This is a genomic window from Tardiphaga sp. 172_B4_N1_3 (assembly GCF_052076035.1).
GTDB classification, from domain to species: Bacteria; Pseudomonadota; Alphaproteobacteria; order Rhizobiales; family Xanthobacteraceae; genus Tardiphaga; species Tardiphaga robiniae.
Genome location: NZ_CP197238.1, coordinates 675,426 through 700,048 on the forward strand (window position 1 = coordinate 675,426; position 24,623 = coordinate 700,048).

Sequence of the window (24,623 nt, forward strand, 5' to 3'; positions counted from 1 at the left end):
GTTCATTGTCCGTTCATGACGCCTGTATTACGATTTTGTGACATTCCGCAGGGTCCGGTCGCGGTGTGAGCCGGCTGGCCGTTGCCAGACAGGGTAGTTTTCTTGCCGGGTGTTCGCAGGCAAGTCATGCTGCCGTCGCCGATCTCAGTCTCCCCGGCGCAAGCCGGCCGCCGCTTCAGGGAGCGATTGGCAGCCGTTTGGCAATATGTTCGGCAGTGGCCGCTGCGCACGGCGCTGATCGCTGCGATCCATACGCTCGCGATCTATGTTCTCGCCTCGGTCGAATATGGCCCGTTCGCCAACACGCTGGCGCTGTTCACCTGGGGTTTGCTGAACTTCCTGTTCCTCGCGTTGTTCAAGCGGCCGGGGGTCAGCGCGGTGCTGTCGCTGCTGCTGGTCACGACGCTGATCGTGCTGTCGCAGTTCAAATTCGGGATCACGCAGCTCACGCTGACCTTCCTGGATTTCCTGATCATCGATCGTGACACGATCTCGTTCCTGCATTCGATCTTCCCGCAGCTGCGGACCTGGCTCCTTATCGCCGCTGCCGTCGCGCTGCCGATCCTGTGGCTGATCTGGCGCGCCGATCCGTTCCGCCTGCGCCGCCGCAGTGCGCTGGCCTGCGCGGGCGTCTGCCTGGCGGGGATCGTCGGTCTGTCGGCAGCCAATCCCGAAAAGCCATGGGAGCCGTTCCAGGGCGTCAATCACATTTCCAATCTGGCGCGCTCCGGTGTTGTCTCGGTGTCGCATCTGACGGCGACCGGATGGATCGAGGCGGATTCCAAGAGCCTCGTGAGTTCGGCGCAGGCATCGCCGATGACCACCTGCGAGCCGGGCGTGAAGCGGCCGAATATCGTGATGGTGCTCGACGAGTCGTCATTCGACGTGTCGGCGGCGCCCGGCATCAAGGTGCCGGCCGGCTATCATGATTACTTCAAGTCTGCCGATGGCCAGCAGCGCGCGCTGATCACCGAGTCCAGCGGCGGGCCGACCTGGTACACCGAGTTCAACATCTTCACCGGCCTGTCGGCACGTTCCTTCGGCGCGCTGAAGTTCTATGTGACGCGTATCGCCGCCGGAAAGATCTCGCGCGGCCTGCCGCAGGCGCTGCAGCGCTGCGGCTACAAGACCTTCTCGCTGTATCCGACCTACGGCAATTTCCTCAGCGCGCGCAGCTTCCAGGAGGGCGCCGGCATCGATGGCTTCATCGACATGGCGGCGATGGGCGTCAGCGAGGACATGCAGCCCGACAGGTTCTATTTCGATCAGGCCAGGGATCTCATCGCGCGCGAGAGCAAGACCGACCAGCCGGTCTTCGTGCTGGTCTATCTCACCGCCAATCACTTCCCGTGGACCACGACCTATCGCGACGACCTGACGCCGGCCGGCTGGCAGGCGCCGGGCAATACGGCGGAGGTGGATGAGTATATCCGCCGCCAGGCGATGACGGCTGCGGACTACAAGGCCTTCGTCGCGCAGCTCCAGAAGGACCATCCGACCGAGCCGTTCCTGCTGGTGCGGTTCGGCGACCATCAGCCCGCGATCGCGCAAAAACTGCTGGAGCCCGAACTGCCGCAGCCGAAGCGCGCCGACCGGATCATGACGCATGATGTCAGATACTATACGACCTATTACGCCATCGACGCGCTGAACTACCGGCCCGAACTGGCATCGGCGTTGCCGGTGCTGGATGCAGCCTATCTGCCGCTCATGGTGCAGGAGGCCGCACGCGTGCCGCTCGATCCGTCCTTTGTCGAGCAGAAGAAGATCATGCTTCGCTGCAAGGGCGTGTTCTATGGCTGCAAGGGCGGCGACGAAGCGAGCCGGTTCAATCGCTGGCTGATCGATGCGGGGCTGATCAAGGATCTCTGACCCGGCCGGCTGCAGCAGTGAGGGCAGGGTGTCTGTCCATCCCGTTCAGGCCAAGGTCATTGCCCGTTCATGACGATTACATTACAAATTAATGACATATCGCAGTTTCCGGCTGCGACATGCGCCCTCTGGCCGTCGCCAGCCCAGGCCCGAGGCCTCGCCGGTGGTGTTGCGTGCCGCCATGGCGCCTCCGCTCAATCCAGTACCCAGCGTCTCGACCACTGCTGTCGCTGCACCGACCAGCGTGTGGCGGCTGCTGGCCGTGGCAGCGCCGCATTTCGGCGCGCTGCTGGTGATGTTCCAGACCGAGACCGATCTGGTGGGACGGGTGGGCTTCGTGCTGGCCTGGGCCATTCTCAACTTGTTCTGGATTGCGCTGCTGCGCCGTCCCGCGCTTTCGGGAGCGCTGTCGCTGACCCTGGTCGTCATCTTGGTGCTGCTGTCGCGGCTGAAGCACGACGTGGTGCAGATGACCGCGAACTTCGTCGACCTGATGGTGATCGACCGCGATACCGCAGCCTTCCTGTTCACGATCTTTCCGAACCTGCGCTGGTCCGCCATCGGCGCTGCCGTGGTGGTGCTGCCGCTGATGTATGCGCTGTGGTGGCTCGATCCGTTCCGCATTCGACGGCTGCCGGCGCTCGCCGCGCTGACGGCTTGCCTCGCCGCATTGACGGGATATGCGTTGGCGTGGCCGGATGAAGCCTGGCGCGGCTATTACGATGACGGCTATCTGTCGAAATTCGCGCGCTCCGGCGTCACCGCGGTGTCGGACTTCAGCAGCTACGGTTTCATGGAGTCCGACGCGGTCATCACCGAGCGGCTGAGGTTGCCGCTGGAGGATTCCTGCCATCCGGCGGGACGTCGTCCGCACATCATCATGGTGCATGACGAGTCGTCCTTCGACATCCGTCAGGCCGCCGGCGTGAAGACGCCGAAAGGCTATGGCAGCCACTTCAATTCATGGGATGGCAAGGCACGCAAATTTCTCGCCGAGAGCAATGGCGGGCCAAGCTGGTTCACCGAATACAACGTACTGGCCGGACTCTCGTCGCGCTCGTTCGGGCCGTTCTCCTATTTCGTCACGCGGATCGCTTCGGGCCGCGTCGAGCGCGGATTGCCACTGGCGCTGCGCCGCTGTGGCTACAGCACTATCTCGCTCTATCCGGCCTTCGGCGCCTTCATGAGCGCGCGCAGCTTCCAGACCACCACCGGCGTCGAGCGCTTCTATGACGCCAAGGATCTTGGTGCCAAGGGCGTGGAGCCCGACAGCTTCTTCTACGATTCAGCAGCGCGCCTGATGGCCGAGCAGCCGCCGACCAATCCGCTGTTCATGTTCGTCTATCTCGCCGCCAATCACTTTCCGTGGGAGACCAAATTTCGCCCAGACATGACGCCCGGCTGGCGCCCGCCCGGCAACGTGCCGGTGGTTGATGAATATCTGCGCCGGCAAGCGATGAGCGTCGATCACTATAGTGCGTTCGTCGCGAAGCTGAAGAAGCAGTTTCCAGCGCAGCCGTTCCTGATCGTACGCTATGGCGATCATCAGCCGGAATTCGCGCCGGGCATTCTCGATCCCAACATGGATGAAGCGGGCCTCGGCAAGAAGCTGCAGAGTTACGACCCGCGCTACTACGCGACCTACTACGCCATCGACGCGATCAATTTCGAACCGGTGAAGAGCGCGACGGTGATGGACACGATCGACGGGCCGTATCTGCCGCTGGTCATTCAGGAGGCCGCGGGCATTCCGCTGGACCCGTCCTTCGAGGAGCAAAAGAAGATCATGCTTCGCTGCAAGGGACTGTTTTACGCCTGCAAGGACGGCGCGGAAGCGCGACGATTCAATCGCCTGCTGATCGATGCGGGGATGATCAAGAATTTGTAACGCCGGAGTTCGTAGGATGGGTAGAGCGCAGCGAAACCCATCGCTTTCGTGGCTCGCCATTGATGGGTTTCGCGAAGACGCTCTACCCATCCTACTTTTTTATCCTGTCCCACATCCACCGGGCCACACTTTCCGGCGAACTCGTCGCATCATTCCCTGCGGCGCGGAGATTGGCTTCGCGCATCAGCGGCAGATCGATCTTGCCGAGCAGTGGCTCCAATGCGCTGCGCAGCTTCTCGTCACCCGCGCGCTTCGGCGCCAGCAGCATGATCGCGTCATAGGGCGGGATGGCGTGTTTGGGATCGTCCAGCACCACGAGATCGTATCTTGCGATCAGCCCGTCGCTGGTGTAGCCGGCGATGACATCGACCTCGCCGGAGGCGACGGCGGCATACATGAAATCGGGCTGCATGGTGCGCTGGGCCTTGAACGACAGGCCATAGGCTGCCTTCAGCCCCGACCATTCCGGCCGCGAGAAGAATTCGTAGTCGCCGGCGATGGTCATATTACTGCTCAGCGCCGCGAGATCGGCTGCGGTCTTGATCCCCAGCATCTCCGCCTTCGTACGCGGCATCACCAGCGCATAGGCATTGGCGAAACCGAGCTCGCCGAACAGCGTGATGCCTTGTTTCGCCAGCGTCGTCTTCAGCTCGGTGAGCAGTTGTTCGCGCGGCAGGATCTCGCTGCGGTGAAACTGGTTGGCCCACAGCGTGCCGGAATAATCGATGTAGACATCGATATCGCCGGAGGCCAGCGCATCGTAGATCACGCTGGAGCCGAGACCCTGCCGCGTCGTGGCGGGCAGGCTGGCCGCCTGCAGACGCTGCGACATCAGCGCGGCCAGCACATATTGTTCGGTGAAAGTCTTGGCGCCGACCACGATGCGTGTGCCGGAGCGGGCGAATGACGGCGCGAGTGTGACGAGCACCAGCGCCGCGATACCGAGCACGCCGATGGCGGTGCGGATGCGGCTGCGCCGGAGGATGCCGGTCTCGATCAGCGCCAGCAATTGATCGACGGCCAGCGCGAGGATTGCAGCGGCGACGCAGCCGAAGATCACCAGCACCCAGTTCTGCGTCTGCAATCCTGCAAAAATGTAGTTGCCGAGACTGGTCTGGCCGATCGGCGTGGACAGCGTCGCGGTGCCGATGACCCACACCGCCGAGGTGCGGATGCCGGCCATGATGACTGGCAATGCCAGCGGCAATTCGACCATGGTCAGCGATTGCCGCGGTGTCATGCCGACGCCTTGCGCGGCTTCGGTGAGCGCGGGATCGACGCCGTTCAATCCCGTGATGGTGTTGCGCAGCACCGGCAGCATCGAATACAGCGCCAGCGCCAGCACCGCGGGCAGGAAGCCGAAGGCCGAGAAGTTGAAGCCGAGCCACTGCGCCGACAATGCCGCGAGCGCCAGCAGCAGCGGATAGAACAAGGCCAGCAATGCCAGACCCGGAATGGTCTGCACGATGCTGGCGACGCCGAGCAGCGCGCTGCGCAGCACCGGCCGTTGACGTGCCATGATGGCTAGCGGCAGGCTGATGATGAGGCCGAGCGCCAGCGCGGCGAGACTGACGCGCACGTGGCTACCAAGATAGTCCGGCAGATGCCCGAGCGCGTCGCTCCAGCGCGGATCGGTGAACAGGCTCATGCCGCACCGTCCTGCGGCGCCGCACCATCCTTCGGCAGCAGCATCTGAAGTCGTTCCGCTTGCCGGCGCGGTGTGCCCAGCAACTCGCCGACATAGGGATCGGTGCTTTCGGACAACTCAGTGGGCGTGCCCTCCGCGAGCAGTTTGCCGGAGTGCATCACCGCGATCCGGTCCGCGAGCAGGATCGCCTCCGTCATGTCATGGGTGATCATGATGGTGGTGAGGCCGAGCTTGTGATGCAGCGCGCGGTAGTCATCGCCAAGCGCATCGCGGGTCAGCGGATCGAGCGCGCCGAACGGTTCATCCATCAGCACGATGCGCGGCTTCGCGGCGAGGGCACGCGCGACGCCGACGCGCTGGCGCTGGCCGCCGGAGAGTTCGTGCGGAAAGCGATCGCGGTGCTGCTTGCGGTCGAGGCGCACGAGATCGAGCAGTTCATCGACGCGCGCGGCGATCTCTTTGGGCGGCGTACCGAGCAGTTTCGGCGTGATGCCGATATTGTCGGCGATGCTCATATGCGGAAACAACCCGCCGCTCTGGAACACATAGCCGATGCGCCGGCGCAGTTCGATGGGATCGACCTGCGCGACGTCCTCGCCGACGATGGTGATGTGTCCCGCGTCCGGCGCGATCAGCCGGTTGGCCAGCCGCATCAGCGTGGTCTTGCCTGAGCCGGAGCCGCCGACCACCGCGAGGAACTCGCCTTCGGCCACGTCGAGCGAAACGTCATCGACGGCTTTGATGGCCCCGCCGTCGAAGCTCTTGCTGATGCGAGAGAAGCGGATGAGGGGACTCATGCGCCGGATATCTTACGCGGTGCGTCGTCGCTTACCCTCCCCTGGAGGGGGAGGGTCGCCACGTGCGAAGCACGTGGCGGGGTGGGGTGAATGGGAAGCTCCATGGATGAACATGTCACCCCACCCCGGACAACGCGACCGCTGCTGCGCATCGTTCGCGTCGCCCGACCCTCCCCCTCCAGGGGAGGGTGAAGATGGGGCGCCATCGATGTACCGAGTTCTGAAATCATCGCTGCAAAGCTATCATGCAGCATCTGGCCCACCAACCCGGCCCCACCGTTGAATTATCAACCCTGCAGCGCTAAGCCAGTCCCGGAACAAAAACACTCTGGGGGACGCGCGTGCAGGCAGGTGGGGCCGCGGCATCGATGGCGGTGGCGCTTGATGACGCGACAGTGGCGTTCGGTATTGCCGACAATCGCATCTATACGGCGGTGGAGAAGGCGACACTCCGGGTCGCGGATGGCGAGTTCGTCGCCATTGTCGGGCCGACCGGCTGCGGCAAATCTACACTGCTCAATGTCGCAGCCGGTCTGCTGGCGCCAGCCTCCGGTGCTGTCCGGATCTTCGGTCAGCCGCTGGGCGGACTGAACGCGCAGGCGGGCTACCTGTTTCAGGCCGACGCGCTGTTTCCCTGGAAGACCGCGCTCGACAATGTTGCCATTGGGCTGGAGATCGCGGGGATAGCGCGCGACGAGGCGCTGGCGCGGGCACAGGAGTGGTTGACCTCGGTGGGTCTCGGCGCCTTCGCCGGGCGCTATCCGCATATGCTGTCGGGCGGCCAGCGCAAGCGCGTCGGTCTTGCGCAGGTGCTGATCCGCAATCCGAAAATCCTGCTGATGGATGAGCCGTTCGGGCCGCTTGACGCACAGACCCGGCAGGTGATGGGCAACCTGCTGCTGGATCTGTGGAGCAGGGATCGCAAGGCAGTGCTGTTCGTCACCCACGATCTCGAAGAGGCGATCGCGCTGGCCGACCGCGTCGTCATCATGTCGGCAGGGCCGGGCTCGCGCATCATCGGCGACTGGAAAGTGCCGTTGCCGCGGCCGCGCGATATTTTCGAAGTGCGGCTCGACAAGGACTTCCATGCGCTTCATCGCGAGATCTGGAGTGTGCTGAAGGACGAAGTGATGAAGGGCTATGCGCAGTCGGCTGGTATGGGAGCCGCGTCATGACGCGTCCCGTGCTGCTGCTGTGTCAGGTGCTCGTCGCCGTGGTCGTCATCGGGCTGTGGCACCTGTTCACCACCGTGCCGGTGTTCGGCCGCATCCTGCTGCCGCCGTTCTTCTTCTCCAACCCCTGGGATGTCGGCAGCCAGATTGTTAGCTGGTTCGCGTCAGGCATTATCTGGAAGCATCTTGGCATCACGCTACTTGAGTCGGTATTGGCCTTTGTCATCGGCTCGACGCTGGGCGTGCTGATCGGCTTCTGGTTTGCGCGCCAGCCGCGGCTTGCAGCGATCTTCGATCCCTATGTGAAGATGGCCAATGCGCTGCCGCGCGTGGTGCTGGCGCCGATCTTCGCGCTGTGGCTCGGGCTCGGCATCTGGTCGAAAGTGGCGCTCGGCGTCACGCTGGTATTCTTCATCGTCTTCTTCAACGTCTATCAGGGCGTCAAGGAAGTCTCGCCGACGGTGCTCGCCAATGGTCGCATGCTGGGCATGAGCGAGCGGCAGCTGATGCGCCATGTGTTCTGGCCGTCGGCGCTGTCATGGATGTTCTCATCGCTGCATACCGCAGTGGGCTTTGCCGTCGTCGGCGCCGTGGTCGGTGAATATCTCGGCTCCGCGGCGGGGCTGGGTTACGTGATCCAGCAGGCGGAAGGCACGTTCGATGTCGCCGGCGTGTTTGCGGGGATGTTCGTGCTGTCGGCCTTTGTCATTGCCATCGATATTCTGGTGACGATGGTCGAGAAGCGGTTGCTGGTGTGGAAGCCGGTGGCGAGCGAAGGGCGGAGCTGAGACGATTCCCTCGCCCCGCTTGCGGGGAGAGGGTGGATCGAATGACCGAAGGTCATTCGAGACGGGTGAGGGGGAGCTAGCGAGTGAAACACTGGCTCCCCCTCACCCGGATCACGCGCTGTCGCTTGTGATCCGACCTCTCCCCGCAAGCGGGGCGAGGTTAAGCAGAGCCCGTGGCTTACGGCAGCGGCTTGGTGTCGTCCGGCGCCTGCGGCGGGGTCTTGATGGCGATGGCGCGGAACGGCTTGCCGTCGGGCTTGGTGCCGCCATGGGGCGTGCCCTTCGGGATGATGATGAGGTCACCGGCCTTGACCTGAACTTCCTTGTCGCCGAGCCACACAGTGCCGGTGCCTTCCAGGATGTACTGGATCTCGTTGGTGTTGGGATGCATGTGCTTCACCACATTGCCGTCCTGCACCGAGATCGTCGCGCCGTCGGCCTGCATGAACATCTTGGAGCGGAAGCCGGTGGGCGAGGCCGGGCCGAGTGCGTCGCCGACGAGTTCGGGGACGTGGATGACCTGGGCGGTGATGTTTTCCGCAGCCTGTGCCGGCGTGATGCCCTCGGGCACGAGATGCGTGATGAGACAACCCGCGGCGAAGGCTGCGGTGATCGAGAGTGTCGCAGTGATGCGCTTCATGAACGTCCCCCCTGGATGACAATGATTTGCCGCGCGGATGCTATGTCGCGGAATGTGCGTTGACCAGTGCCGGCTTTCCAACCGGCAGAGGCTCCTCTATCCTCCGCGCCTGATAGCAGCGGAGGAAATAATGACAACAAACATAAAAACCGGCTTGAACCGTTTATTCCTTGCACGTCTTTTCCTTGCGAGCCTTTTGTCGCTGTTTCTCGTTCATCCCGCTGCAGCGCAAACCAAAGTGACCATCGCCATCGGCGGCGGGGCGTGCCTGTGCTATCTGCCGACCGTGCTGGCCAAGCAGCTTGGCGAATACGAGAAAGCGGGTCTCGCCGTCGAGCTGGTCGATCTCAAGGGCGGCTCCGATGCGTTGAAAGCGGTGCTCGGCGGCAGCGCCGATGTGGTCTCCGGCTATTTCGATCATTGCGTCAATCTCGCCGCCAAGAAGCAGGAGCTGCAGAGCTTCGTGGTCTATGACCGCTATCCCGGTCTGGTGCTGGTGGTGTCGCCGAAGCACACCAGCAAGATTACGTCGATCAAGGATCTCGCAGGCAAGAAAGTCGGCGTCAGCGCGCCGGGCTCGTCGACAGACTTCTTCCTGAAGTATCAGCTCAAGAAAAACGGTCTCGATCCGGCCGGTACTGCTGTGATCGGCGTCGGCCTCGGCGCGACCGCGGTGGCGGCGATGGAGCAGGGGCAGATCGAAGCCGCCGTGATGCTCGATCCTGCCGTCACCGTGCTGCAGGGCAGCCACAAAGACCTCACGATTCTCAGCGATACCCGCACGCAGAAGGACACGCTGGCGGTGTTCTCCGGCGAATATCCAGGTGGCGCGCTGTATTCGACGACGGCCTGGGTCAAGGCTCATGAGAAAGAAGTGCAGGGGCTGACCAACGCGATCATGAATACGCTGAAGTGGATCCACAGCCATACGCCGGAAGAGATCATGGCGAAGATGCCCGAAGGCATTGTCGGCAAGGACAAGGAGCTCTATCTCGCGGCGCTGAAGAACACGCTCCCGATGTATTCGGAGACGGGGCTGATGGATCCGAAGGGCGCCGCCGCCGTGCTCGCCGTGTTCAGCGAAGGCTCGCCTGAGGTGGCCAAGGCCAATATCGATGTCAGCAAGACCTATACGAATAAATATGTCGAGCAGTTCGGCAAGACGATGGGGACGAATGCGAAGTAGGGTCTGCGCATGATGACGCCGGTCATTCACCGCGTCACGCAACTCGACCTCACACGCAGCGATTGGCAGTGGCCATTCGCGCGTGAGCGGCGGGACGAGATCGACGCTCACTTTGCCCTGAAGCGCGCCGAGAAGCCGCAACTGTTCAATGGGCGCGTATTGCTGGCGCGCAATGCGCATTTCACCGGCGATCAGTTTCGCGCGGAATATTTCGAGACCGATTTTGCGAGCTTCTTGGCGTGGCGGGATTGGCGTTGTCCAGATCCGGATGTGTTCAACGGCTTTGGCATGGGCGCGCTGCGTGCCAGTGACGGCGCCTTTGTGCTCGGCGAGATGGGGCAGCATACATCCAATGCCGGACGCATTTATTTTGCGGCGGGCACGCCTGACCTGGACGACCTGCGCGGCGATGTGGTCGATATTGCCAGCAGTGTCACCCGCGAAGTCGAGGAAGAACTCGGTCTGACGGAAGCCGATTACCGCGCCGACGCTGGCTGGTCATGCGTCGTGACGGACTTCTCGGTAGCGATGATGCGTCTTCTCGATGCGGATCAGCCGGGCGAGACGCTGCGCAGCATCATCGAGGCCAATCTTGCCGGTCAGGCATCGCCTGAGCTGAGCGGAATTCATCTGGTGCGCAGCGAAGCCGACTTCACCCCGACGATGCCGCTGTTTGTGACAGCGTTTATGACAGCGCAGCTGACGCCAGCGACGTGATCTGCTGGTATTGCCGGGATCGGCACGCTACGCTTGCAATCCCCGTGTCCCGGAGTTGCCGATCTCATGTCTGCCAAGCCAGTTGTGTCCGCGTTGAAGTCCTATATCGAGCCGTATCGGATTGATGGGTCGAAGGCTTTTCATCTCAAGGCGCATGACACCAATGGCAGCGGCGGGCTGCACAAGGAAACCGGGAAGAAGATCATCGAGGCCAACCGCCGCCGGCTGCAGGAGCTGCAGGAAAAGCTCTATGCGCAGGATCGCTGGTCACTGCTGCTGATCTTCCAGGGCATGGACGCCGCCGGCAAGGACAGCGCCATCGAGAGCGTGTTCGACGGCATCAATCCGCAGGGCTGCGAGGTGCATTCGTTCAAGACGCCGTCGTCGAACGAACTCGATCACGATTTCATGTGGCGCCATACCATCGCGCTGCCGCAGCGCGGACGTATCGGCATCTTCAATCGCTCCTATTACGAGGAATGTCTTGTCGTCCGTGTGCATCCGGAGATTCTCGCCAAGCAGAAAATTCCGGCGGAGCTGGTGACGAAGGATATCTGGCGCGAGCGCTTCGAGGATATCACCGCCTTCGAGAAATATCTCGCCCGCAATGGCACCGTGGTACTGAAATTCTTTCTCAACGTCTCCAAGGAAGAGCAGCGCGAGCGCTTCCTCGATCGTCTCGAGCAGCCGGCCAAGAACTGGAAGTTCTCATCGGCCGATATCGCCGAGCGCGCGCTATGGGACAAGTATCAGGAGGCCTATGAGGACCTGATCAAGCATACGTCCTGCGAGGAGGCGCCGTGGCATGTGGTGCCGGCGGATCGCAAATGGTTCTCGCGCGTGGTGATCGGCTCGGCCATCGTCAACGCGCTGGAGAAGCTGGACCTGCACTTTCCGACCGTGGACGGCGAGGCGAAGAAGGACTTTACGCTGATCCGCGAGGCGCTGGAGAAGGAAGGGCCGCCGCGGGAAGGCAAGCCTGTGGTGAAGAAGGTCGCGAAGAAGAAGGTGGCCAAGAAGAAAGCGGCGAAGAAAACGTGATATTTTCTGGCTGTCATCCCCGCGAAGGCAGGGATCCATACACGCCGAAGAGGCCGTTCGTACGTTGTCGTCGCGACTTTGCCGTTTTGATTAGTTCGACCGTGGCTATGGGTCCCCGCCTTCGCGGGGACGACAGCTACGGCGGGCTAGTTTAACTCAGCTTCAATTCCTTCAGCACCTTTGCCACCTTCTCTTGCGCCGCATCCGTCAGCGGCAGCACCGGGCGCGGTGGTTTCGCATCCGTCAGCCCCATCTGCTCCGCAGCCGCATACATCACGCGCAGGCTGGAAAATTGCTTGAACAGATCCCACAGCGGCTGCATCGCGTTGTTGAGGCGGCGCGCTTCGTCGGCATTTCCGGCCTGCGCTGCGCGGGTGATGGCCAGACAGCTCTTTGGAAACAGGCCCGCCGCCACGCAATACCAGGCATCGCCGCCGGCCAGCAGTGTCTCCATCGAATTCCAGTCACCGGCATAGCCGACCGAGAAACCTGATGGTACGGCGGCACGCATCTGCTTCAGGTGATCTGCGGCGAGGCTGGCTTCGGGGGAGGTGCCCTTGACGGCGACGACTCCGGGAATACGTGCGATGCGGCCGACGAGGTCGGGTGTGAACTTGAAATGCGTGGTGGCAAAATTGTCGTAGATCACGATCGGCAGTTTGCTTGTCTCGGCAACCACCTTGAAGTGCTCGAACACTTCATCCTCGGTGAGCGGCGTATAGGACACCGGCGCCAGCAGGCCGGCGGCGGCGCCGGCGGCCTTGGCATCGCGCGCCAGTTCGATCGTCTCGTCGGTGCGGAGCGCGCCGATGCCGACCAGCACGGGGACGCGGCCGTTGACCTCCGCAATGGCGGCTTCAGTGGCGCGCCGGCGCTCGTCACGGCTGAGAAACGGATACGATCCGGTGCTGCCCAGGAGCCCGATGGAATCGACCTTGGCGGTCGCCAGCGGCGCCACCAGCCGCCGCAGCGCGGGCGTATCGACCCTGCCATTTGTATTCATCGGCGTGATCGGGAAAGCGGATAATCCCCTGGCGAAAGTCATCGTCCTGTCCTCGCAATTGCCGTTCGGTCTTAGGGCAAAAGGGTGGCTGCGAAAACGTCCAGTTGGGGATGTTCTGGCTAGGCCAGTCGGCCACGCGTCCGAGCGCTTCCGAGGAGGATTTAGGTCAGTCTTCCTGACCCTCTTAGCCGTTGCAGGGCCCCGCATTTGTCGTCTAGAACGACCGCAGGCCCTCGTCGGCAACGAACCATCAAGGGTTTTCCTTGAGACTGGTTTTGGCCGAGGATGTGGGCCTGAAGGTGTGGCAATGCTGATTCGCAGCGACATGGTTGGAGTTTCCGGGGGAGTGGCTGTTGCCGCTGGTCCCGACGCGATTCCGGCTGCGCTGCGCTCGAACCTCCTTCTTGGCGGGCTGCTTCTGCTTATCTGCCCCTGAGCGCCGTCTGGGCCGTTTGGCCTGGGTACTCAGGGGATCATGACATTCAGAACCATCAGCTCCCTCTGGCGCCCAGACAGATGCGCCCCGACCTAAGGAATATCTCATGACTTCGACCACCCCGTCCGTTCAGGACAAGTCCGACAAGGACCGCGTCATCATTTTCGACACCACCTTGCGCGACGGCGAGCAGTGCCCCGGCGCCACCATGACCTTCGAGGAAAAGCTGGAGATCGCCGCGATGCTCGACACCATGGGTGTCGACGTCATCGAGGCCGGCTTCCCGATCGCTTCCGACGGCGACTTCGAAGCGGTCAACGAGATCGCCAAGCGCACCAAGAATGCCGTGGTCTGCGGCCTGTCCCGCGCCGGCCAGAAGGACATCGACCGCTGCGCCGAGGCGATCCGCCCGGCCAAGCGCGGCCGCATCCATTCCTTCCTGTCCACCTCGCCGGTGCACATGAAGTACAAGCTGCAGATGGAGCCCGACGCGGTCCATGATCTGGTGATCTCGTCAGTGACCCGTGCCCGCAACCACACCGATGACGTCGAGTGGTCGTCGGAAGACGGCACCCGCACCGAATTCGACTTCCTGTGCCGTTGCGTCGAGTCGGCGATCAAGGCCGGTGCGACCACGATCAACATCCCCGACACCGTCGGCTATTCGGTGCCCGAGGAATATTACGACCTGTTCAAGCGCGTGCGCGAGAACGTGCCGAATTCCGACAAGGCGATCTTCTCGGTTCACTGCCACAACGACCTCGGCATGGCCGTCGCCAATTCGATGGCCGGCATCCGCGGCGGTGCGCGGCAGATCGAATGCACCATCAATGGCATCGGCGAGCGTGCCGGCAATGCTGCGCTGGAAGAGATCGTGATGGCGATGAAGGTGCGCAATGACAAATTGCCGTACTGGAACAACATCGACACCACGATGCTGATGCGCGCCTCGAAGGAAGTCTCCGCCGCAACCTCGTTCCCGGTGCAGTACAACAAGGCGATCGTCGGTCGTAATGCCTTCGCCCATGAGAGCGGCATCCATCAGGACGGCATGCTGAAGAACGCGCAGACCTACGAGATCATGCTGCCGGAGACGGTGGGCGTGAAGCAGACCTCGCTGGTGATGGGCAAGCATTCCGGCCGCCATGCCTTCATCCACAAGCTGGAGGAGATGGGCTACAAGCTGGGTCAGAACCAGTTGGAAGACGCCTTCGTGCGCTTCAAGGCCCTGGCCGATCGCAAGAAGGACATCTACGACGAAGATCTGGAAGCGCTGGTCGATCAGGAAATGACCGCCGCCCATGATCGCATCAAGCTGGTGTCGCTGACGGTGATCGCTGGCACGCACGGTCCGCAGCGCGCGACGATGAAGCTGAACGTCGACGGCGTGGTGAAGATCGAGGAGGCCGAGGGCAATGGTCCGGTCGATGCGGTGTTCAACTGCATCAAGGCGCTGGTCCCGCACGAGGCCAAGCTGGAACTGTATCAGGTTCACGCCGTCACCGAAGGCACCGACGCGCAGGCGGAAGTGTCGGTGCGTCTGGCCCATGAAGGCCGCTCCATGACCTCGCGCGCCGCCGATCCGGATACGCTGGTCGCTTCGGCCAAGGCCTATCTCGGCGGGCTGAACAAGATCGTCATGAAGCGCGCACGCGACATGCCGGCGCCGGTTGCAGCCGCGAGCTGATCTCGGATAACCTCTCCCCGCTCTGCGCGGGGAGAGGTCGCGCGGTCTTACGCGCGGGTGAGGGGCGGTTCGTTGTCCTCTCATCCCTCACTTACTGACGGGTCGCACCCGCACGATTCCCCACGCTGTTAGGCCATTGCCTCGCCCCTCACCCCGCCCCTCTCCCCGTGCAGATGTTCAGTCCGGACAGATCGCTGACAGGTGTTCGGAGACATAGTTGACACATTCAGATTGGCTGGAGTCCTCCTTTTCAGGAGGTTTCCATGCCATGGCGCGAGGTGTCGGCAATGGATCAGCGGCGGGAGTTTGCCCTTTTGGCAATGCAGGAGGGCGTCAATCGGCGAGAACTGTGTCGGCGGTTCGGGATCAGCCCGCAGACCGGCTACAAATGGCTGGCGCGGGTCGAGGCCGGCGATGCGGAACTGGCCGATCGGTCGCGGCGACCGCTTGTCAGCCCACGACGCAGCAATACGGCAATCGAGACGCTGGTGCTTGCGGTGCGCGATGCCCATCCGGCCTGGGGCGCGCGCAAGATTGCGTACTGCCTGCAGCGTGACGGGATGACACCGCCGGCGATCTCCACCGTGCATGAGATCCTGCACCGCAACGGCCGCATTATCCTGCCGCCGGGCGGCGCAACACAGCCGCTGCAGCGCTTCGAGAAGGAGGCGCCCAACCAGCTATGGCAGATGGATTTCAAAGGGCGCATGCCGCTGGCCAACAACGCAGCATGCCATCCGCTCACCGTAATCGACGACCACTCGCGCTATGCACTTTGCATCCAGGCCTGCGCAAACGAACAGAGTGCAACCGTGCAGCAGCGGCTGATACAGACTTTCCGGCGCTATGGTCTGCCGGACGCGTTCTTCGTCGACAACGGCTCGCCTTGGGGCGACAGCGGCGGCTCGCGCTGGACTGCCCTGCGGGTCTGGTTGCTCAAGCTTGGCGTCGACACGATCTATGCAAGGCCGTTCCACCCGCAAAGCCGCGGCAAGAACGAACGCTTCCACCGTTCCCTCAAGGCCGAAGTATTCGCGGCACGCCGGTTCCGCGACTTTGCCGAACTACAGCGCGCTTTCGATACATGGCGCACCGTCTACAATCTGCAACGCCCCCACGAAGCACTCGGCATGGACGTTCCCGCTACCCGTTACAAACCCAGCACGCGGCCGATGCCCGACAAAATCGTCGAGGTCGAATATGCCAGCAATGACATCGTGCGCCGCGTCTCAGTCAATCCGCGCATCGACTTCAAGGGCCGGCGATGGCGCGTACCAAAAGCCTTTCGCGGCGAACGGCTGGCAATCCGCCCCTTGGACAGCGATGGCCACTACGGGATTTTCTTCGGCAGCCGGAAAGTCGCAGAAATCGACTTGACTGGCACAAAAAGTGTCAGTGATGTCTCCGAACAGGTGTCAACCATGTCTCCCGACTGAACAGCAGAACGGGGAGAGGGAGCAGGCGCTCCGCGTTTTGCGTTGCAGCATCGATTTCATGTTGTACCCCTGCGAAGGGGCAATGGCGTTTGCGCATTGATCTCTGTATTGCTGCACTGGCATACAAGCGGGAGCCGCTCAATGAGCTCCCACGTCATACGGGAGAAACACATGCGCAAATTGATTTTCGCAGCAGCATCGGTTGCCGCGCTTGCATTGATAGGACCGGCCGCCGCGCAGGCGCCTATCATCATCAAATTCAGCCATGTCGTCGCGCCGAACACGCCGAAGGGCCTCGCTGCGGAGAAGTTCAAGGAACTCGCCGAGAAATACACCGACGGCAAGGTCAAGGTCGAAGTCTATCCGAACTCGCAGCTCTACAAGGACAAGGAAGAGCTGGAAGCCTTGCAGCTCGGCGCGGTGCAAATGCTGGCGCCGTCGAACTCGAAGTTCGGGCCGATCGGCGTCAAGGAGTTCGAGGTTTTCGATCTCCCCTACATCCTTCCGGACCTCACCACCCTGCGCAAGGTGACTGACGGCCCGCTTGGCGCGCGGCTGCTCAAGCTGCTGGATTCCAAAGGCATGACCGGCCTTGCCTATTGGGACAACGGCTTCAAGCAGATGACCGCGAACAAGAAGTTGCTCACTCCCGCGGACTACAAAGGCATGAAATTCCGCATTCAGTCGTCAAAGGTGCTGGAAGCTCAATTCCGCACGCTTGGCGCGATTCCGCAGGTGATGGCGTTCTCGGAAGTGTACCAGGCGCTGCAGACGGGCGTGGTCGATGGTCAGGAGAATACGCCGTCGAACATCTACACCCAGAAAATGCATGAGGTGCAGAAATACACTACGCTGACCAACCACGGTTACATCGGTTACGTGGTGGTGGTGAACAAGAAATTCTGGGATGGCATTCCGGCGGATACTCGCGGCCTTCTGGAAAAGGCCATGAAGGAAGCCACCGCCTATGGCAACGGCCAGTCGGCGAAGGAAAACGACGACGCACTCGCCGAGATGAAGAAGAGCGGCAAGACCGAATTTGTTACACTGACGCCGGAGCAGGATGCCGGCATGCGCAAGGCGGTGGAGTCGGTTTATACCGATGTGGCAGGCCGGGTAGGCAAGCCATTGATCGACGAATTTCTCAAGGAAACGCGCGGCGCCACCAACTAGGATTGACGATGTGAGCTTCCGCGCCCTCGGGTGCGGAAGCCACTGACGCCCGGGGGCCGCAGTTGCCTGACTGCGGAATGGGGTTAGCGCAAGGTCACGCCGCGATCAGATCAATTGCCGATTGACCCGCACTGGGGGACTAAATGTTTCTTCGCATCCTCGATCGGCTTGAGGAACTGCTGATCATGACATTGATCGCGGCCGCGACCGTGATCATTTTCATTGCAGTGGCACATCGCTACCTCGTCGGGATCCCGTTCTTCTATCCATTTTTGTTCCCGATCCACCTGTCGTGGGCGCAGGAGCTGTGCATCTTGATGTTCGTGTGGATGGCGAAGTTTGGCGCCGCCTACGGCGTGCGGACCGGCATCCATGTCGGCGTCGATGTGTTGGTGAACCAACTCGACCCGCCCTGGCGCAAGACGGTGGTGATGTTCGGTCTGCTCTGCGGCGCGCTCTTCACCTTTGTGGTCGGCAGCATGGGTGCGAAATTCGTCTACGGGCTGATGTACACCGATCAGGTGACGCCCGATCTCGAACTGCCGAGTTGGATCATCTATCTCTGTGTTCCGCTCGGCTCCTATCTGATGTGCTTCCGCTTCCTGCAGGTTGCTCGCAAATTCTGGCGCACCGGCGAACTCCCACATCATGACGAGACCGACGTGGAGGGGATCGATCCCGAAGCCGCCGCCGCCAGCGCCGCGAGGATCATCCGATGATCGCTGCCATTATTTTCGGACTACTCGTTGTGCTGATGCTGACGGGCATGCCGATCTCGATCGCGCTCGGTCTCACGGTGCTGACGTTCCTGTTTTTCATGACCAACGTGCCGATCGAATCCGTCGCGCTGAAGCTGTTTACCGGCATCGAGAAGTTCGAGATCATGGCGATCCCGTTCTTCATCCTCGCCGGAAACTTCCTCACGCATGGCGGCGTCGCGCGGCGAATGATCGAATTCGCACGAACAATGATCGGCCATTGGGCCGGCGGACTGGGCATTGCAGCCACGATGGCCGCTGCGCTGTTTTCAGCGGTGTCGGGGTCGTCGCCGGCGACTGTGGTGGCGATCGGCTCGATCATGCTGCCGGCCATGCTGTCGGTCGGTTACCCGAAGCGCTTTGCCGCGGGCGTCATCGTCACCGGCGGCGCGCTCGGCAATCTGATTCCGCCTTCGATCATCATGGTGATCTACGCAGTATCGACCAGCGGCGCGGTTTACTTTGGCCCTGCCGGCGAGAAGGTCTCTTCCGCCTCGGTCGGACAATTGTTCATGGCCGGAATGGTACCGGGTGTGATCCTTGCCATTATGCTCTCCGCCACCACCTGGTATCGCGCGTGGAAGAACAACTATCCGCGCATACCCAAGGCAACCTGGGCCGAGAGCTGGCACGCCTTTCGGGAATCAGCTTGGGGCATTTCGCTGATCGTTATCGTGCTGGGAGGCATCTATCTCGGCTGGTTCACGCCGACGGAAGCCGCCGCCATGAGCGCCGTCTACGCCTTCCTGATCGAGATGTTCATCTACAAGGACATGAAGTGGAAGGACGTGCCCAAGGTTCTTCTGATCTCGGCCAGCATGAGCGCGATGATCCTCTACATCGTTACCAACGCGGTGCTGTTCTCGTTCCTGATGACCAGCGAGCAGATCCCGCAGGCGATGTCGAACTGGATCACGAACAGCGGCATCAACTGGATCACCTTCCTGCTGGTGGTGAACCTGCTGCTGCTGCTCGCCGGCAATGTGATGGAGCCGTCCTCGATCGTTCTGATCATGGCGCCGATCCTTTATCCGATCGCCGTCAAGCTCGGCATTCATCCGGTGCACTTCGGCATCATCATTGTGGTCAATATGGAAATCGGCATGTGTCATCCGCCGGTGGGACTCAATCTCTACGTCGCCTCCGGTATCGCGAAGATGGGGATCACCGAACTCTCCATTGCCGTGCTGCCGTGGCTGATCACGCTGCTGATCTTCCTCGGCCTCATCACCTACATTCCGGAACTCTCGCTGTGGCTGCCGCGATTGCTCGGGATGCTGTGACAAAAGAATTCTGAAGTGTGTTCCATCGTGAATACATATTCAGAAAACGAACACATCCGGAAAACATATGGCCAAAGCGTAAGTTGAAGGTCCGGCATCGCAGGATCATCTTCGGGTAACTTTCCAAAGGAGGTTGCCATGAAGAAGATCTTGCTCGCCGGTGCCGCTGTTGCCGTGATCGCCGGTTCCACCGCGGTCTATGCCCAGCACCGTCCATGGATGCATCATCACGTGCGGATGAATCCGGAAGACCGCGCTGCCTTCGCCGATGCGCGCATCGCTGCCGTGAAGGCCGGGCTCAAGCTGACGCCGGACCAGGAGAAGATGTGGCCGGCGGTGGAGAGCTCTGTGCGCGATTTCGCCAAGCTGCGCATCGACCGCGCCAATGCGCGCATGGACGAGCGCAAGAACCGCGACGACGACGCGAAGCGGACCGACACGCCGGACAATCCGGTCGCCCGCCTGCAGCAGCGCGCCGGCGACATGGCCACCACGGCCGCCGCGCTGAAGAAAATCGCCGATGCTGCCGACCCGCTCTACAAGACCCTCGACGACGGCCAGAAGCGGCGACTGGCGGTGCTGACCCATATGGACCGCGGCTTCGGCGGCGGGGAGGGCGGCTGGCGTCACCGCGGCCCGCGACCCGGCTTCGAGCGCGGCAGCTTCGAAGGCGAGGGATTCGGCCCTCCCGGCGTCGATCGCCCGCGTTTCGGCGATGACGACGATCGCGGTCCCGGCGGCCCCGGCGACAGATTCGACCACGACGCCGCACCGGGCGCCGAACGGCTCTGACGCGACGCAGTTTTCCACCGCCGCAATGACGAAGAAGCCGCTGAAATCCAGCGGCTTTTTCGCATTTTTGCGATTGCGAAAAACGGTGCAATTTTTGTGACAGCGTCGCTGGACATCCCCGGATCGCTTTGCTAAACGACGCCGTCCCCACGGGGATATCCGGATCTGGATCCGGGCGCATAGCTCAGTTGGTAGAGCAGGTGACTCTTAATCACCGGGTCCTAGGTTCGAGCCCTAGTGCGCCCACCATAAAATCTCAACAAATCAGATTGTTAGAATTTCGGTGGTCAGTCGTTCCGACCGGACATCATCCGTCATTCTGACGTGGCACCTGCTTTTGGTCTTTCGCTGAGCCATCCATCAGCCGGACGGCCAAGCCACGAAGGCCCAAAACGTCGAAAACCCGTTGAGCCTCCTCCGCGCGCTGTAGCGACCTTTCCGGAGGTCTTTGCGAACCCGAGCGAAAACGCGGACCGAATTTTTCTATTGGTCCCGAGCCCTCTGTGGGAGGTGGCCAGGTGGAACCGCCGGGATGCGTGCACGTTCCTACATGTGGAGAAACAGCATTCTGGTGCCGTCGTGCGGCGCGCTTTGCATTCAAGTCCAATCACCAAGCAGCAAATGGGAGTTTGTCGATGCTCAGCGCCTTCATCAACGGAAAAGATATCAAAACCGGCACCGTGATTTCTGTCGTCGCCAAATCGGTGGCGCCGGGAGAAACGCTTGCGCTCGAATACCCAAACAAAAGTCGGGTGTCAGGTAAGGTGATCTCAGCTTCGCACAGCGAGCTCGAATTGGAGATCAATTCGGAGGCCTGGCGGCTGCGTCCACACGCCCCGAGCGACAGCACCATCCACAATGACTTGTCCGATAAGGATGCATCATTCTGGACGGTCCAGGCGAAGCTCTAGACTATTCGTCCCGGCCGGTTTGCGACCTCAGTGGCCCGGTTTGAAAACCGCGGTGGCCGAATTTAAGAAACGTTAGGGGCAGACGGGCCACTATCTGCAGATGAAGCTCTTTTTGTGGTTTTGCGCGGGGTCGGCGGCCGGGATTCTGGCGACGGTAATCTTGTGTCTAGCGCTCATGCTGAGCGTCAGTCAGTTCGGAATACCCAACGATCATCCTGTGGTGAAGTACATGATCCATGGCATCGCAACGATATGCTGGGTGTTGGGAATAGGCGCCGGCCTGTATTTTCATTTTCGGCACCGATCTGGTTTTAGGCTTCCCAAGCAGTAAGGCCGCCTCAGTGGGCGGCTCTTTCATTTTGGCGACCTGGGGGCGGATCGGTGGATAGTCTCAAAGCCCACGCGCGGTTCGTTCAGGATCTTCGCCAGAGGATCGTGTTTCGGAGTCGTCCGAGGGGATGCCGTCGGTTTGTGCCGGCGCTCGGCGACCATGGCGCGCTCGGCATTGGCCGCGCGCGAACCGTGCTCTTCAACAAAGCCGATCCTGGGTTCGTCGAGCAGCTTGGACTGCCATGCTTTTGTGTTGGTCATTCCGGCATTCTAGCCGATGGCGTGCGTCCGCAAAAGCCCGCGGGCGAGGGCGGGTGGAGACCGCACGCGCAACGCCGCCCCGAGCGGAGTATGATCGCCCCGGCGACGTTGGCTAAACACTGGGTCCTGAAATCCCCAGCACAAATTGGTACGATGGACGTGGCTGAAAGGTTCAAGGGAGTCAAAGAAAAAAAACGCCCGCGGGTATCGAGCGGGTTATGGCGGTCTGCGGTTCGGCGATATGCCGCGAGACGTCGAGCATAGCCAAGACCCTACCAATGCAATGAAAACCCGCCGAGCTGCGCCGGCGGGTTTCTTCTGCCTACTGGCGATACGGCTCGTCAGGGAGTGGTCCGAGCGGCCCGCGGCGTCGCTGCAGGCGCAGCGGTCCTGGTTTTCTGGATTGCCTGGCTGACCGGTAATTGCAGCACGATTGCCTTCTGCCCGGGCCTCAGGTCAGTGACGAGAACAATCCTGCCATTTGAGAATTCCAGCGCGTCGTGGTGATTGTGATACTGGCCCATGTCAATTTGACGAAACCGGGCTAGTCGATCGTTGACGTTGCGGCGAAACACCCATCCATCGACTCGGACGTTTTCTTCAAAAGCGATCTCGGTGCCAGGACGAAGGCATACCGCAACGTTTGGATCGTCGAAGCTTGCGAACCCTTTAGTCGTCGTCGAAGGAAATCTTGCCGATACCAACCTATCCGCCACCTCTGCGGGACGGTTGGCGACCGCGTGCAGGCTGTAATCACACATGGATGCGCTCCTATGGACGGCCACCCAGCAAATGCTGCAACATCCGTGAACCTCGTTGGTTGCAGCGCGGGGCAAAAAAGCTGTCGGCCCAGGCGTCACCTCATTCTGACCGCGCCAAAATTCCAAGCCTAACGTCCAGATGGGCGCGTCCAGGATCGCTTCGACGTTCGACCGCCGCCTTCACGCGTTTGCTCGAAGTGCTGCGCCATCGTTCGTGAGTATGGAGCAGGAGCGACCGCATGGTTCAGCCTGTTGCTGCCCATGCAGTGGTGCGCGGTCCCGGATACGCACGTCCGCGGAAGTCCGGCAGGGTCGTGCGTTCGTTGCCGGGCGTCGATCTCGGATTGAGGTCGATTAGCTGTAGAAGATACCGCCATCCGCGACGCCGCGAAAATAACTGGTAGTACTCTCGCAAACCGTCGCGTTCGCTGTGAAAGCGAAAGTTGATCGACTGCCGCTATTGCGTGGTGGCCTTGGCTGAGCATCGTCGGCCATACGGCCATCGCCGTGATCAACAAGGTGTCCGCTGCACGCGTTTTGCATGTCCTGCTTCGAAGTCGCTGCCGGCGAATCTACTTTCAATGGCGACAACTGAATCGCCACGATTTCGCCTCCGAGCGATCGGCTAATCTCTCAACGTCACGCAATGATTCTCGCGAGGCATTTGAGATGAATGATTTGATCCTCTGGAACGAGCTAACGCGCTGCGAACAACGAATTATGAACAAGCTGTTCGGCGGCGGATCAGCCTATGGTGATGGTCCGATAGAAACAGTCAACCTCATGCGGCTCGATCTGATCACCGAAAGCGGATTAACCTCGGCCGGCCTCGAGTTATTCATTGCTGCTTTCAAAGCGCAACGAGACGTCTGTCGGGCGACTGATGGCGCGTAGAGCATCGCGTTCCGGTCCGGCCTCATAACGTCGGATGTTCTTTTATTCGATCTTTGCAAATCAAGAGCCAGGCTTGAGCTGTCCGTTCGGCGTAGAGCGTGAGATCTTAAGCTCTTCCTCGTTCATGTCTGCCGACACATCGGCGAAAAGGGGTGTGCTCAAATAGCGCTCGCCGGTATCGGGAAGCATGCAGAGAATATTTGCCCCTTTCTCTGCCTCGGCTGCAACCTTGAGTGCGCCCGCAAAGGTTGCGCCTGAGGTAATACCCACAAAGATGCCCTCTTTGGTAGCAAGATCCTTGCTGCAGCGAATGGCATCCGCACCGGAGATGGCTAAGATGCGATCGATGACCTTCATTGCGACGGCATCGTCGGTGAGTTTGGGGATGAAATCCGGCGTCCAGCCTTGCATCGGATGGGGCTTGAATGTCGGATGCGGGGCGGCCGGAGTTCCATCTGAGTTTCGCGACTGCGGGGTGCCACTGGCCAACAACTGCGCATCCTCTGGCTCGCACACCACTATCTTCGTCTCGGGACGCTCCTCTGCGAGCACGCGCGCGACGCCCTTTAACGTTCCGCCCGTTCCATAGCCCGTGACCCAATAATCCAACCGTTCTCCGGAGAAATCGTCGAGTATCTCACGCGCTGTCGTACGCGAATGAATATCGGGATTGGCTTCATTCTCAAACTGCCTAGTCATGTACCAGCCATGCGCCCCGGCGAGCTCGATGGTCTTGTTGATCATGCCTACGGCGCGCTCAGCCGCGGGAGTTACGATGACCTTCGCTCCAAGGAACCGCATGAGCTTACGCCGCTCGACGCTAAATGGCTCTGCCATGGTGATCACAAGCGGGTATCCCTTGGCGGCGCAGACCATGGCAAGACCAATGCCCGTATTTCCACTTGTCGCCTCTATTACCGTCTGACCAGGCTTGAGCTCTCCGGATTTTTCGGCCGCCTCGATTACTCCGAGAGCCAATCGGTCCTTCACTGAACCAAGCGGGTTGAAGGCTTCAATTTTTACGAAGAGATTCACGCCTTCCGGCGCCAGACGATTGATCCGCACTACCGGCGTATTACCGATCGTTTCGACGATACTTTGATATTTCCGTCCCATGATGCATTTCCCGACATTGCGTTGTTTGCGACG

General features: G+C 61.3%; 22 protein-coding genes and 1 tRNA gene. 16 read left to right on the forward strand and 7 right to left on the reverse strand.

Annotated features, from left to right (window positions below; all coding sequences use genetic code 11):
* Positions 1 to 126: 126 nt before the first annotated feature.
* Both AB7783_RS03045 and AB7783_RS03050 read left to right on the forward strand, forming a co-directional pair.
* Positions 127 to 1,872, forward strand: a complete 1,746-nt coding sequence (locus tag AB7783_RS03045; RefSeq protein ID WP_441276783.1) for a sulfatase-like hydrolase/transferase — start codon at positions 127 to 129, stop codon at positions 1,870 to 1,872.
* A gap of 181 nt (positions 1,873 to 2,053) precedes the next feature.
* Entirely contained in the window at positions 2,054 to 3,760 is a 1,707-nt protein-coding gene (locus AB7783_RS03050) for a sulfatase-like hydrolase/transferase (protein WP_441279631.1), read from the forward strand.
* Positions 3,761 to 3,851: 91 nt separating this feature from the next.
* On the opposite strand, the gene AB7783_RS03055 is transcribed toward AB7783_RS03050, so the two are convergent.
* Together AB7783_RS03055 and AB7783_RS03060 are read right to left on the reverse strand one after the other, a co-directional pair.
* A complete protein-coding gene (locus tag AB7783_RS03055) occupies positions 3,852 to 5,408 on the reverse strand; it encodes an ABC transporter permease/substrate-binding protein (RefSeq protein ID WP_441276784.1) in 1,557 nt (518 codons plus the stop codon).
* Complete coding sequence (locus tag AB7783_RS03060; protein WP_441276785.1) at positions 5,405 to 6,205, reverse strand: ATP-binding cassette domain-containing protein; 801 nt, start codon at positions 6,203 to 6,205, stop codon at positions 5,405 to 5,407. Before AB7783_RS03060 ends, AB7783_RS03055 begins: the two co-directional genes overlap by 4 nt.
* A gap of 368 nt (positions 6,206 to 6,573) precedes the next feature.
* On the opposite strand from AB7783_RS03060, the gene AB7783_RS03065 reads away from it, so the two are divergent.
* A complete protein-coding gene (locus AB7783_RS03065) occupies positions 6,574 to 7,380 on the forward strand; it encodes an ABC transporter ATP-binding protein (protein ID WP_441279632.1) in 807 nt (268 codons plus the stop codon).
* Complete coding sequence (locus AB7783_RS03070; RefSeq protein ID WP_441276786.1) at positions 7,377 to 8,165, forward strand: ABC transporter permease; 789 nt, start codon at positions 7,377 to 7,379, stop codon at positions 8,163 to 8,165. The genes AB7783_RS03065 and AB7783_RS03070 overlap by 4 nt, the downstream gene beginning before the upstream one ends.
* A gap of 178 nt (positions 8,166 to 8,343) precedes the next feature.
* Here the strand turns inward: AB7783_RS03070 and AB7783_RS03075 are convergent, their stop codons facing one another.
* Positions 8,344 to 8,805 carry a cupin domain-containing protein gene (locus AB7783_RS03075; RefSeq protein ID WP_068738428.1) on the reverse strand — a complete coding sequence of 154 codons (462 nt, stop codon included), beginning with the start codon at positions 8,803 to 8,805 and terminating at the stop codon, positions 8,344 to 8,346.
* 130 nt (positions 8,806 to 8,935) lie between these two features.
* Between AB7783_RS03075 and AB7783_RS03080 the strand changes: the two genes are divergently transcribed.
* The 3 genes from AB7783_RS03080 (at position 8,936) to AB7783_RS03090 (ending at position 11,749) form a co-directional block, all read left to right on the forward strand.
* Positions 8,936 to 9,991 carry an ABC transporter substrate-binding protein gene (locus tag AB7783_RS03080; RefSeq protein ID WP_441276787.1) on the forward strand — a complete coding sequence of 352 codons (1,056 nt, stop codon included), beginning with the start codon at positions 8,936 to 8,938 and terminating at the stop codon, positions 9,989 to 9,991.
* Positions 9,992 to 10,000: 9 nt separating this feature from the next.
* The gene (locus AB7783_RS03085) at positions 10,001 to 10,708 is read left to right on the forward strand and encodes an NUDIX hydrolase (protein WP_441276788.1); all 708 of its coding nucleotides are present in this window, start codon (positions 10,001 to 10,003) and stop codon (positions 10,706 to 10,708) included.
* Positions 10,709 to 10,774: 66 nt separating this feature from the next.
* Positions 10,775 to 11,749 carry a polyphosphate kinase 2 family protein gene (locus tag AB7783_RS03090; protein WP_120290428.1) on the forward strand — a complete coding sequence of 325 codons (975 nt, stop codon included), beginning with the start codon at positions 10,775 to 10,777 and terminating at the stop codon, positions 11,747 to 11,749.
* Positions 11,750 to 11,900: 151 nt separating this feature from the next.
* Here the strand turns inward: AB7783_RS03090 and AB7783_RS03095 are convergent, their stop codons facing one another.
* Positions 11,901 to 12,794: a dihydrodipicolinate synthase family protein gene (locus tag AB7783_RS03095; RefSeq protein ID WP_441276789.1), complete on the reverse strand. Its 894-nt coding sequence runs from the start codon at positions 12,792 to 12,794 to the stop codon at positions 11,901 to 11,903.
* A gap of 500 nt (positions 12,795 to 13,294) precedes the next feature.
* On the opposite strand from AB7783_RS03095, the gene AB7783_RS03100 reads away from it, so the two are divergent.
* The 8 genes from AB7783_RS03100 to AB7783_RS03135 all read left to right on the forward strand — a co-directional run bounded on the left by AB7783_RS03100 (position 13,295) and on the right by AB7783_RS03135 (position 21,228).
* Positions 13,295 to 14,875, forward strand: coding sequence for a 2-isopropylmalate synthase (locus tag AB7783_RS03100; RefSeq protein ID WP_068738420.1), 1,581 nt, complete (start codon positions 13,295 to 13,297; stop codon positions 14,873 to 14,875).
* Positions 14,876 to 15,138: 263 nt separating this feature from the next.
* The gene (locus AB7783_RS03105; RefSeq protein WP_441276790.1) at positions 15,139 to 16,311 is read left to right on the forward strand and encodes an IS481 family transposase; all 1,173 of its coding nucleotides are present in this window, start codon (positions 15,139 to 15,141) and stop codon (positions 16,309 to 16,311) included.
* A 171-nt stretch (positions 16,312 to 16,482) separates the two neighbouring features.
* On the forward strand, positions 16,483 to 17,484 hold the full coding sequence (locus tag AB7783_RS03110; RefSeq protein WP_441276791.1) for a TRAP transporter substrate-binding protein: 1,002 nt from the start codon (positions 16,483 to 16,485) through the stop codon (positions 17,482 to 17,484).
* 143 nt (positions 17,485 to 17,627) lie between these two features.
* The gene (locus AB7783_RS03115) at positions 17,628 to 18,203 is read left to right on the forward strand and encodes a TRAP transporter small permease (protein WP_068738416.1); all 576 of its coding nucleotides are present in this window, start codon (positions 17,628 to 17,630) and stop codon (positions 18,201 to 18,203) included.
* Complete coding sequence (locus AB7783_RS03120) at positions 18,200 to 19,525, forward strand: TRAP transporter large permease (RefSeq protein WP_068738414.1); 1,326 nt, start codon at positions 18,200 to 18,202, stop codon at positions 19,523 to 19,525. The genes AB7783_RS03115 and AB7783_RS03120 overlap by 4 nt, the downstream gene beginning before the upstream one ends.
* Before the next feature lie 138 nt (positions 19,526 to 19,663).
* Positions 19,664 to 20,317, forward strand: coding sequence for a Spy/CpxP family protein refolding chaperone (locus AB7783_RS03125; RefSeq protein ID WP_441276792.1), 654 nt, complete (start codon positions 19,664 to 19,666; stop codon positions 20,315 to 20,317).
* Positions 20,318 to 20,490: 173 nt separating this feature from the next.
* A tRNA-Lys gene (locus AB7783_RS03130) sits at positions 20,491 to 20,566 on the forward strand.
* Between the two features lie 386 nt (positions 20,567 to 20,952).
* The gene (locus AB7783_RS03135) at positions 20,953 to 21,228 is read left to right on the forward strand and encodes a hypothetical protein (RefSeq protein ID WP_093760270.1); all 276 of its coding nucleotides are present in this window, start codon (positions 20,953 to 20,955) and stop codon (positions 21,226 to 21,228) included.
* A 354-nt stretch (positions 21,229 to 21,582) separates the two neighbouring features.
* On the opposite strand, the gene AB7783_RS03140 is transcribed toward AB7783_RS03135, so the two are convergent.
* Both AB7783_RS03140 and AB7783_RS03145 read right to left on the reverse strand, forming a co-directional pair.
* The gene (locus AB7783_RS03140; RefSeq protein ID WP_231077535.1) at positions 21,583 to 21,819 is read right to left on the reverse strand and encodes a hypothetical protein; all 237 of its coding nucleotides are present in this window, start codon (positions 21,817 to 21,819) and stop codon (positions 21,583 to 21,585) included.
* A 341-nt stretch (positions 21,820 to 22,160) separates the two neighbouring features.
* Positions 22,161 to 22,580: a hypothetical protein gene (locus AB7783_RS03145; protein ID WP_231077534.1), complete on the reverse strand. Its 420-nt coding sequence runs from the start codon at positions 22,578 to 22,580 to the stop codon at positions 22,161 to 22,163.
* Positions 22,581 to 23,249: 669 nt separating this feature from the next.
* On the opposite strand from AB7783_RS03145, the gene AB7783_RS03150 reads away from it, so the two are divergent.
* A complete protein-coding gene (locus tag AB7783_RS03150) occupies positions 23,250 to 23,474 on the forward strand; it encodes a hypothetical protein (RefSeq protein WP_441276793.1) in 225 nt (74 codons plus the stop codon).
* A 60-nt stretch (positions 23,475 to 23,534) separates the two neighbouring features.
* On the opposite strand, the gene cysK is transcribed toward AB7783_RS03150, so the two are convergent.
* A complete protein-coding gene (cysK, locus tag AB7783_RS03155; RefSeq protein WP_441276794.1) occupies positions 23,535 to 24,590 on the reverse strand; it encodes a cysteine synthase A in 1,056 nt (351 codons plus the stop codon).
* Positions 24,591 to 24,623: the final 33 nt, after the last annotated feature.

What these genes read in the sequence shown, in the direction of transcription:
- AB7783_RS03045 (WP_441276783.1), top strand. Translation starts at nt 127, where the DNA reads ATGCTGCCGTCGCCGATCTCAGTCTCCCCGGCGCAAGCCGGCCGCCGC.
- AB7783_RS03050 (WP_441279631.1), top strand. Translation starts at nt 2,054, where the DNA reads ATGGCGCCTCCGCTCAATCCAGTACCCAGCGTCTCGACCACTGCTGTC.
- AB7783_RS03055 (WP_441276784.1), bottom strand. Translation starts at nt 5,408, where the DNA reads ATGAGCCTGTTCACCGATCCGCGCTGGAGCGACGCGCTCGGGCATCTG.
- AB7783_RS03060 (WP_441276785.1), bottom strand. Translation starts at nt 6,205, where the DNA reads ATGAGTCCCCTCATCCGCTTCTCTCGCATCAGCAAGAGCTTCGACGGC.
- AB7783_RS03065 (WP_441279632.1), top strand. Translation starts at nt 6,574, where the DNA reads ATGGCGGTGGCGCTTGATGACGCGACAGTGGCGTTCGGTATTGCCGAC.
- AB7783_RS03070 (WP_441276786.1), top strand. Translation starts at nt 7,377, where the DNA reads ATGACGCGTCCCGTGCTGCTGCTGTGTCAGGTGCTCGTCGCCGTGGTC.
- AB7783_RS03075 (WP_068738428.1), bottom strand. Translation starts at nt 8,805, where the DNA reads ATGAAGCGCATCACTGCGACACTCTCGATCACCGCAGCCTTCGCCGCG.
- AB7783_RS03080 (WP_441276787.1), top strand. Translation starts at nt 8,936, where the DNA reads ATGACAACAAACATAAAAACCGGCTTGAACCGTTTATTCCTTGCACGT.
- AB7783_RS03085 (WP_441276788.1), top strand. Translation starts at nt 10,001, where the DNA reads ATGATGACGCCGGTCATTCACCGCGTCACGCAACTCGACCTCACACGC.
- AB7783_RS03090 (WP_120290428.1), top strand. Translation starts at nt 10,775, where the DNA reads ATGTCTGCCAAGCCAGTTGTGTCCGCGTTGAAGTCCTATATCGAGCCG.
- AB7783_RS03095 (WP_441276789.1), bottom strand. Translation starts at nt 12,794, where the DNA reads ATGACTTTCGCCAGGGGATTATCCGCTTTCCCGATCACGCCGATGAAT.
- AB7783_RS03100 (WP_068738420.1), top strand. Translation starts at nt 13,295, where the DNA reads ATGACTTCGACCACCCCGTCCGTTCAGGACAAGTCCGACAAGGACCGC.
- AB7783_RS03105 (WP_441276790.1), top strand. Translation starts at nt 15,139, where the DNA reads ATGCCATGGCGCGAGGTGTCGGCAATGGATCAGCGGCGGGAGTTTGCC.
- AB7783_RS03110 (WP_441276791.1), top strand. Translation starts at nt 16,483, where the DNA reads ATGCGCAAATTGATTTTCGCAGCAGCATCGGTTGCCGCGCTTGCATTG.
- AB7783_RS03115 (WP_068738416.1), top strand. Translation starts at nt 17,628, where the DNA reads ATGTTTCTTCGCATCCTCGATCGGCTTGAGGAACTGCTGATCATGACA.
- AB7783_RS03120 (WP_068738414.1), top strand. Translation starts at nt 18,200, where the DNA reads ATGATCGCTGCCATTATTTTCGGACTACTCGTTGTGCTGATGCTGACG.
- AB7783_RS03125 (WP_441276792.1), top strand. Translation starts at nt 19,664, where the DNA reads ATGAAGAAGATCTTGCTCGCCGGTGCCGCTGTTGCCGTGATCGCCGGT.
- AB7783_RS03135 (WP_093760270.1), top strand. Translation starts at nt 20,953, where the DNA reads ATGCTCAGCGCCTTCATCAACGGAAAAGATATCAAAACCGGCACCGTG.
- AB7783_RS03140 (WP_231077535.1), bottom strand. Translation starts at nt 21,819, where the DNA reads ATGACCAACACAAAAGCATGGCAGTCCAAGCTGCTCGACGAACCCAGG.
- AB7783_RS03145 (WP_231077534.1), bottom strand. Translation starts at nt 22,580, where the DNA reads ATGTGTGATTACAGCCTGCACGCGGTCGCCAACCGTCCCGCAGAGGTG.
- AB7783_RS03150 (WP_441276793.1), top strand. Translation starts at nt 23,250, where the DNA reads ATGAATGATTTGATCCTCTGGAACGAGCTAACGCGCTGCGAACAACGA.
- cysK (WP_441276794.1), bottom strand. Translation starts at nt 24,590, where the DNA reads ATGGGACGGAAATATCAAAGTATCGTCGAAACGATCGGTAATACGCCG.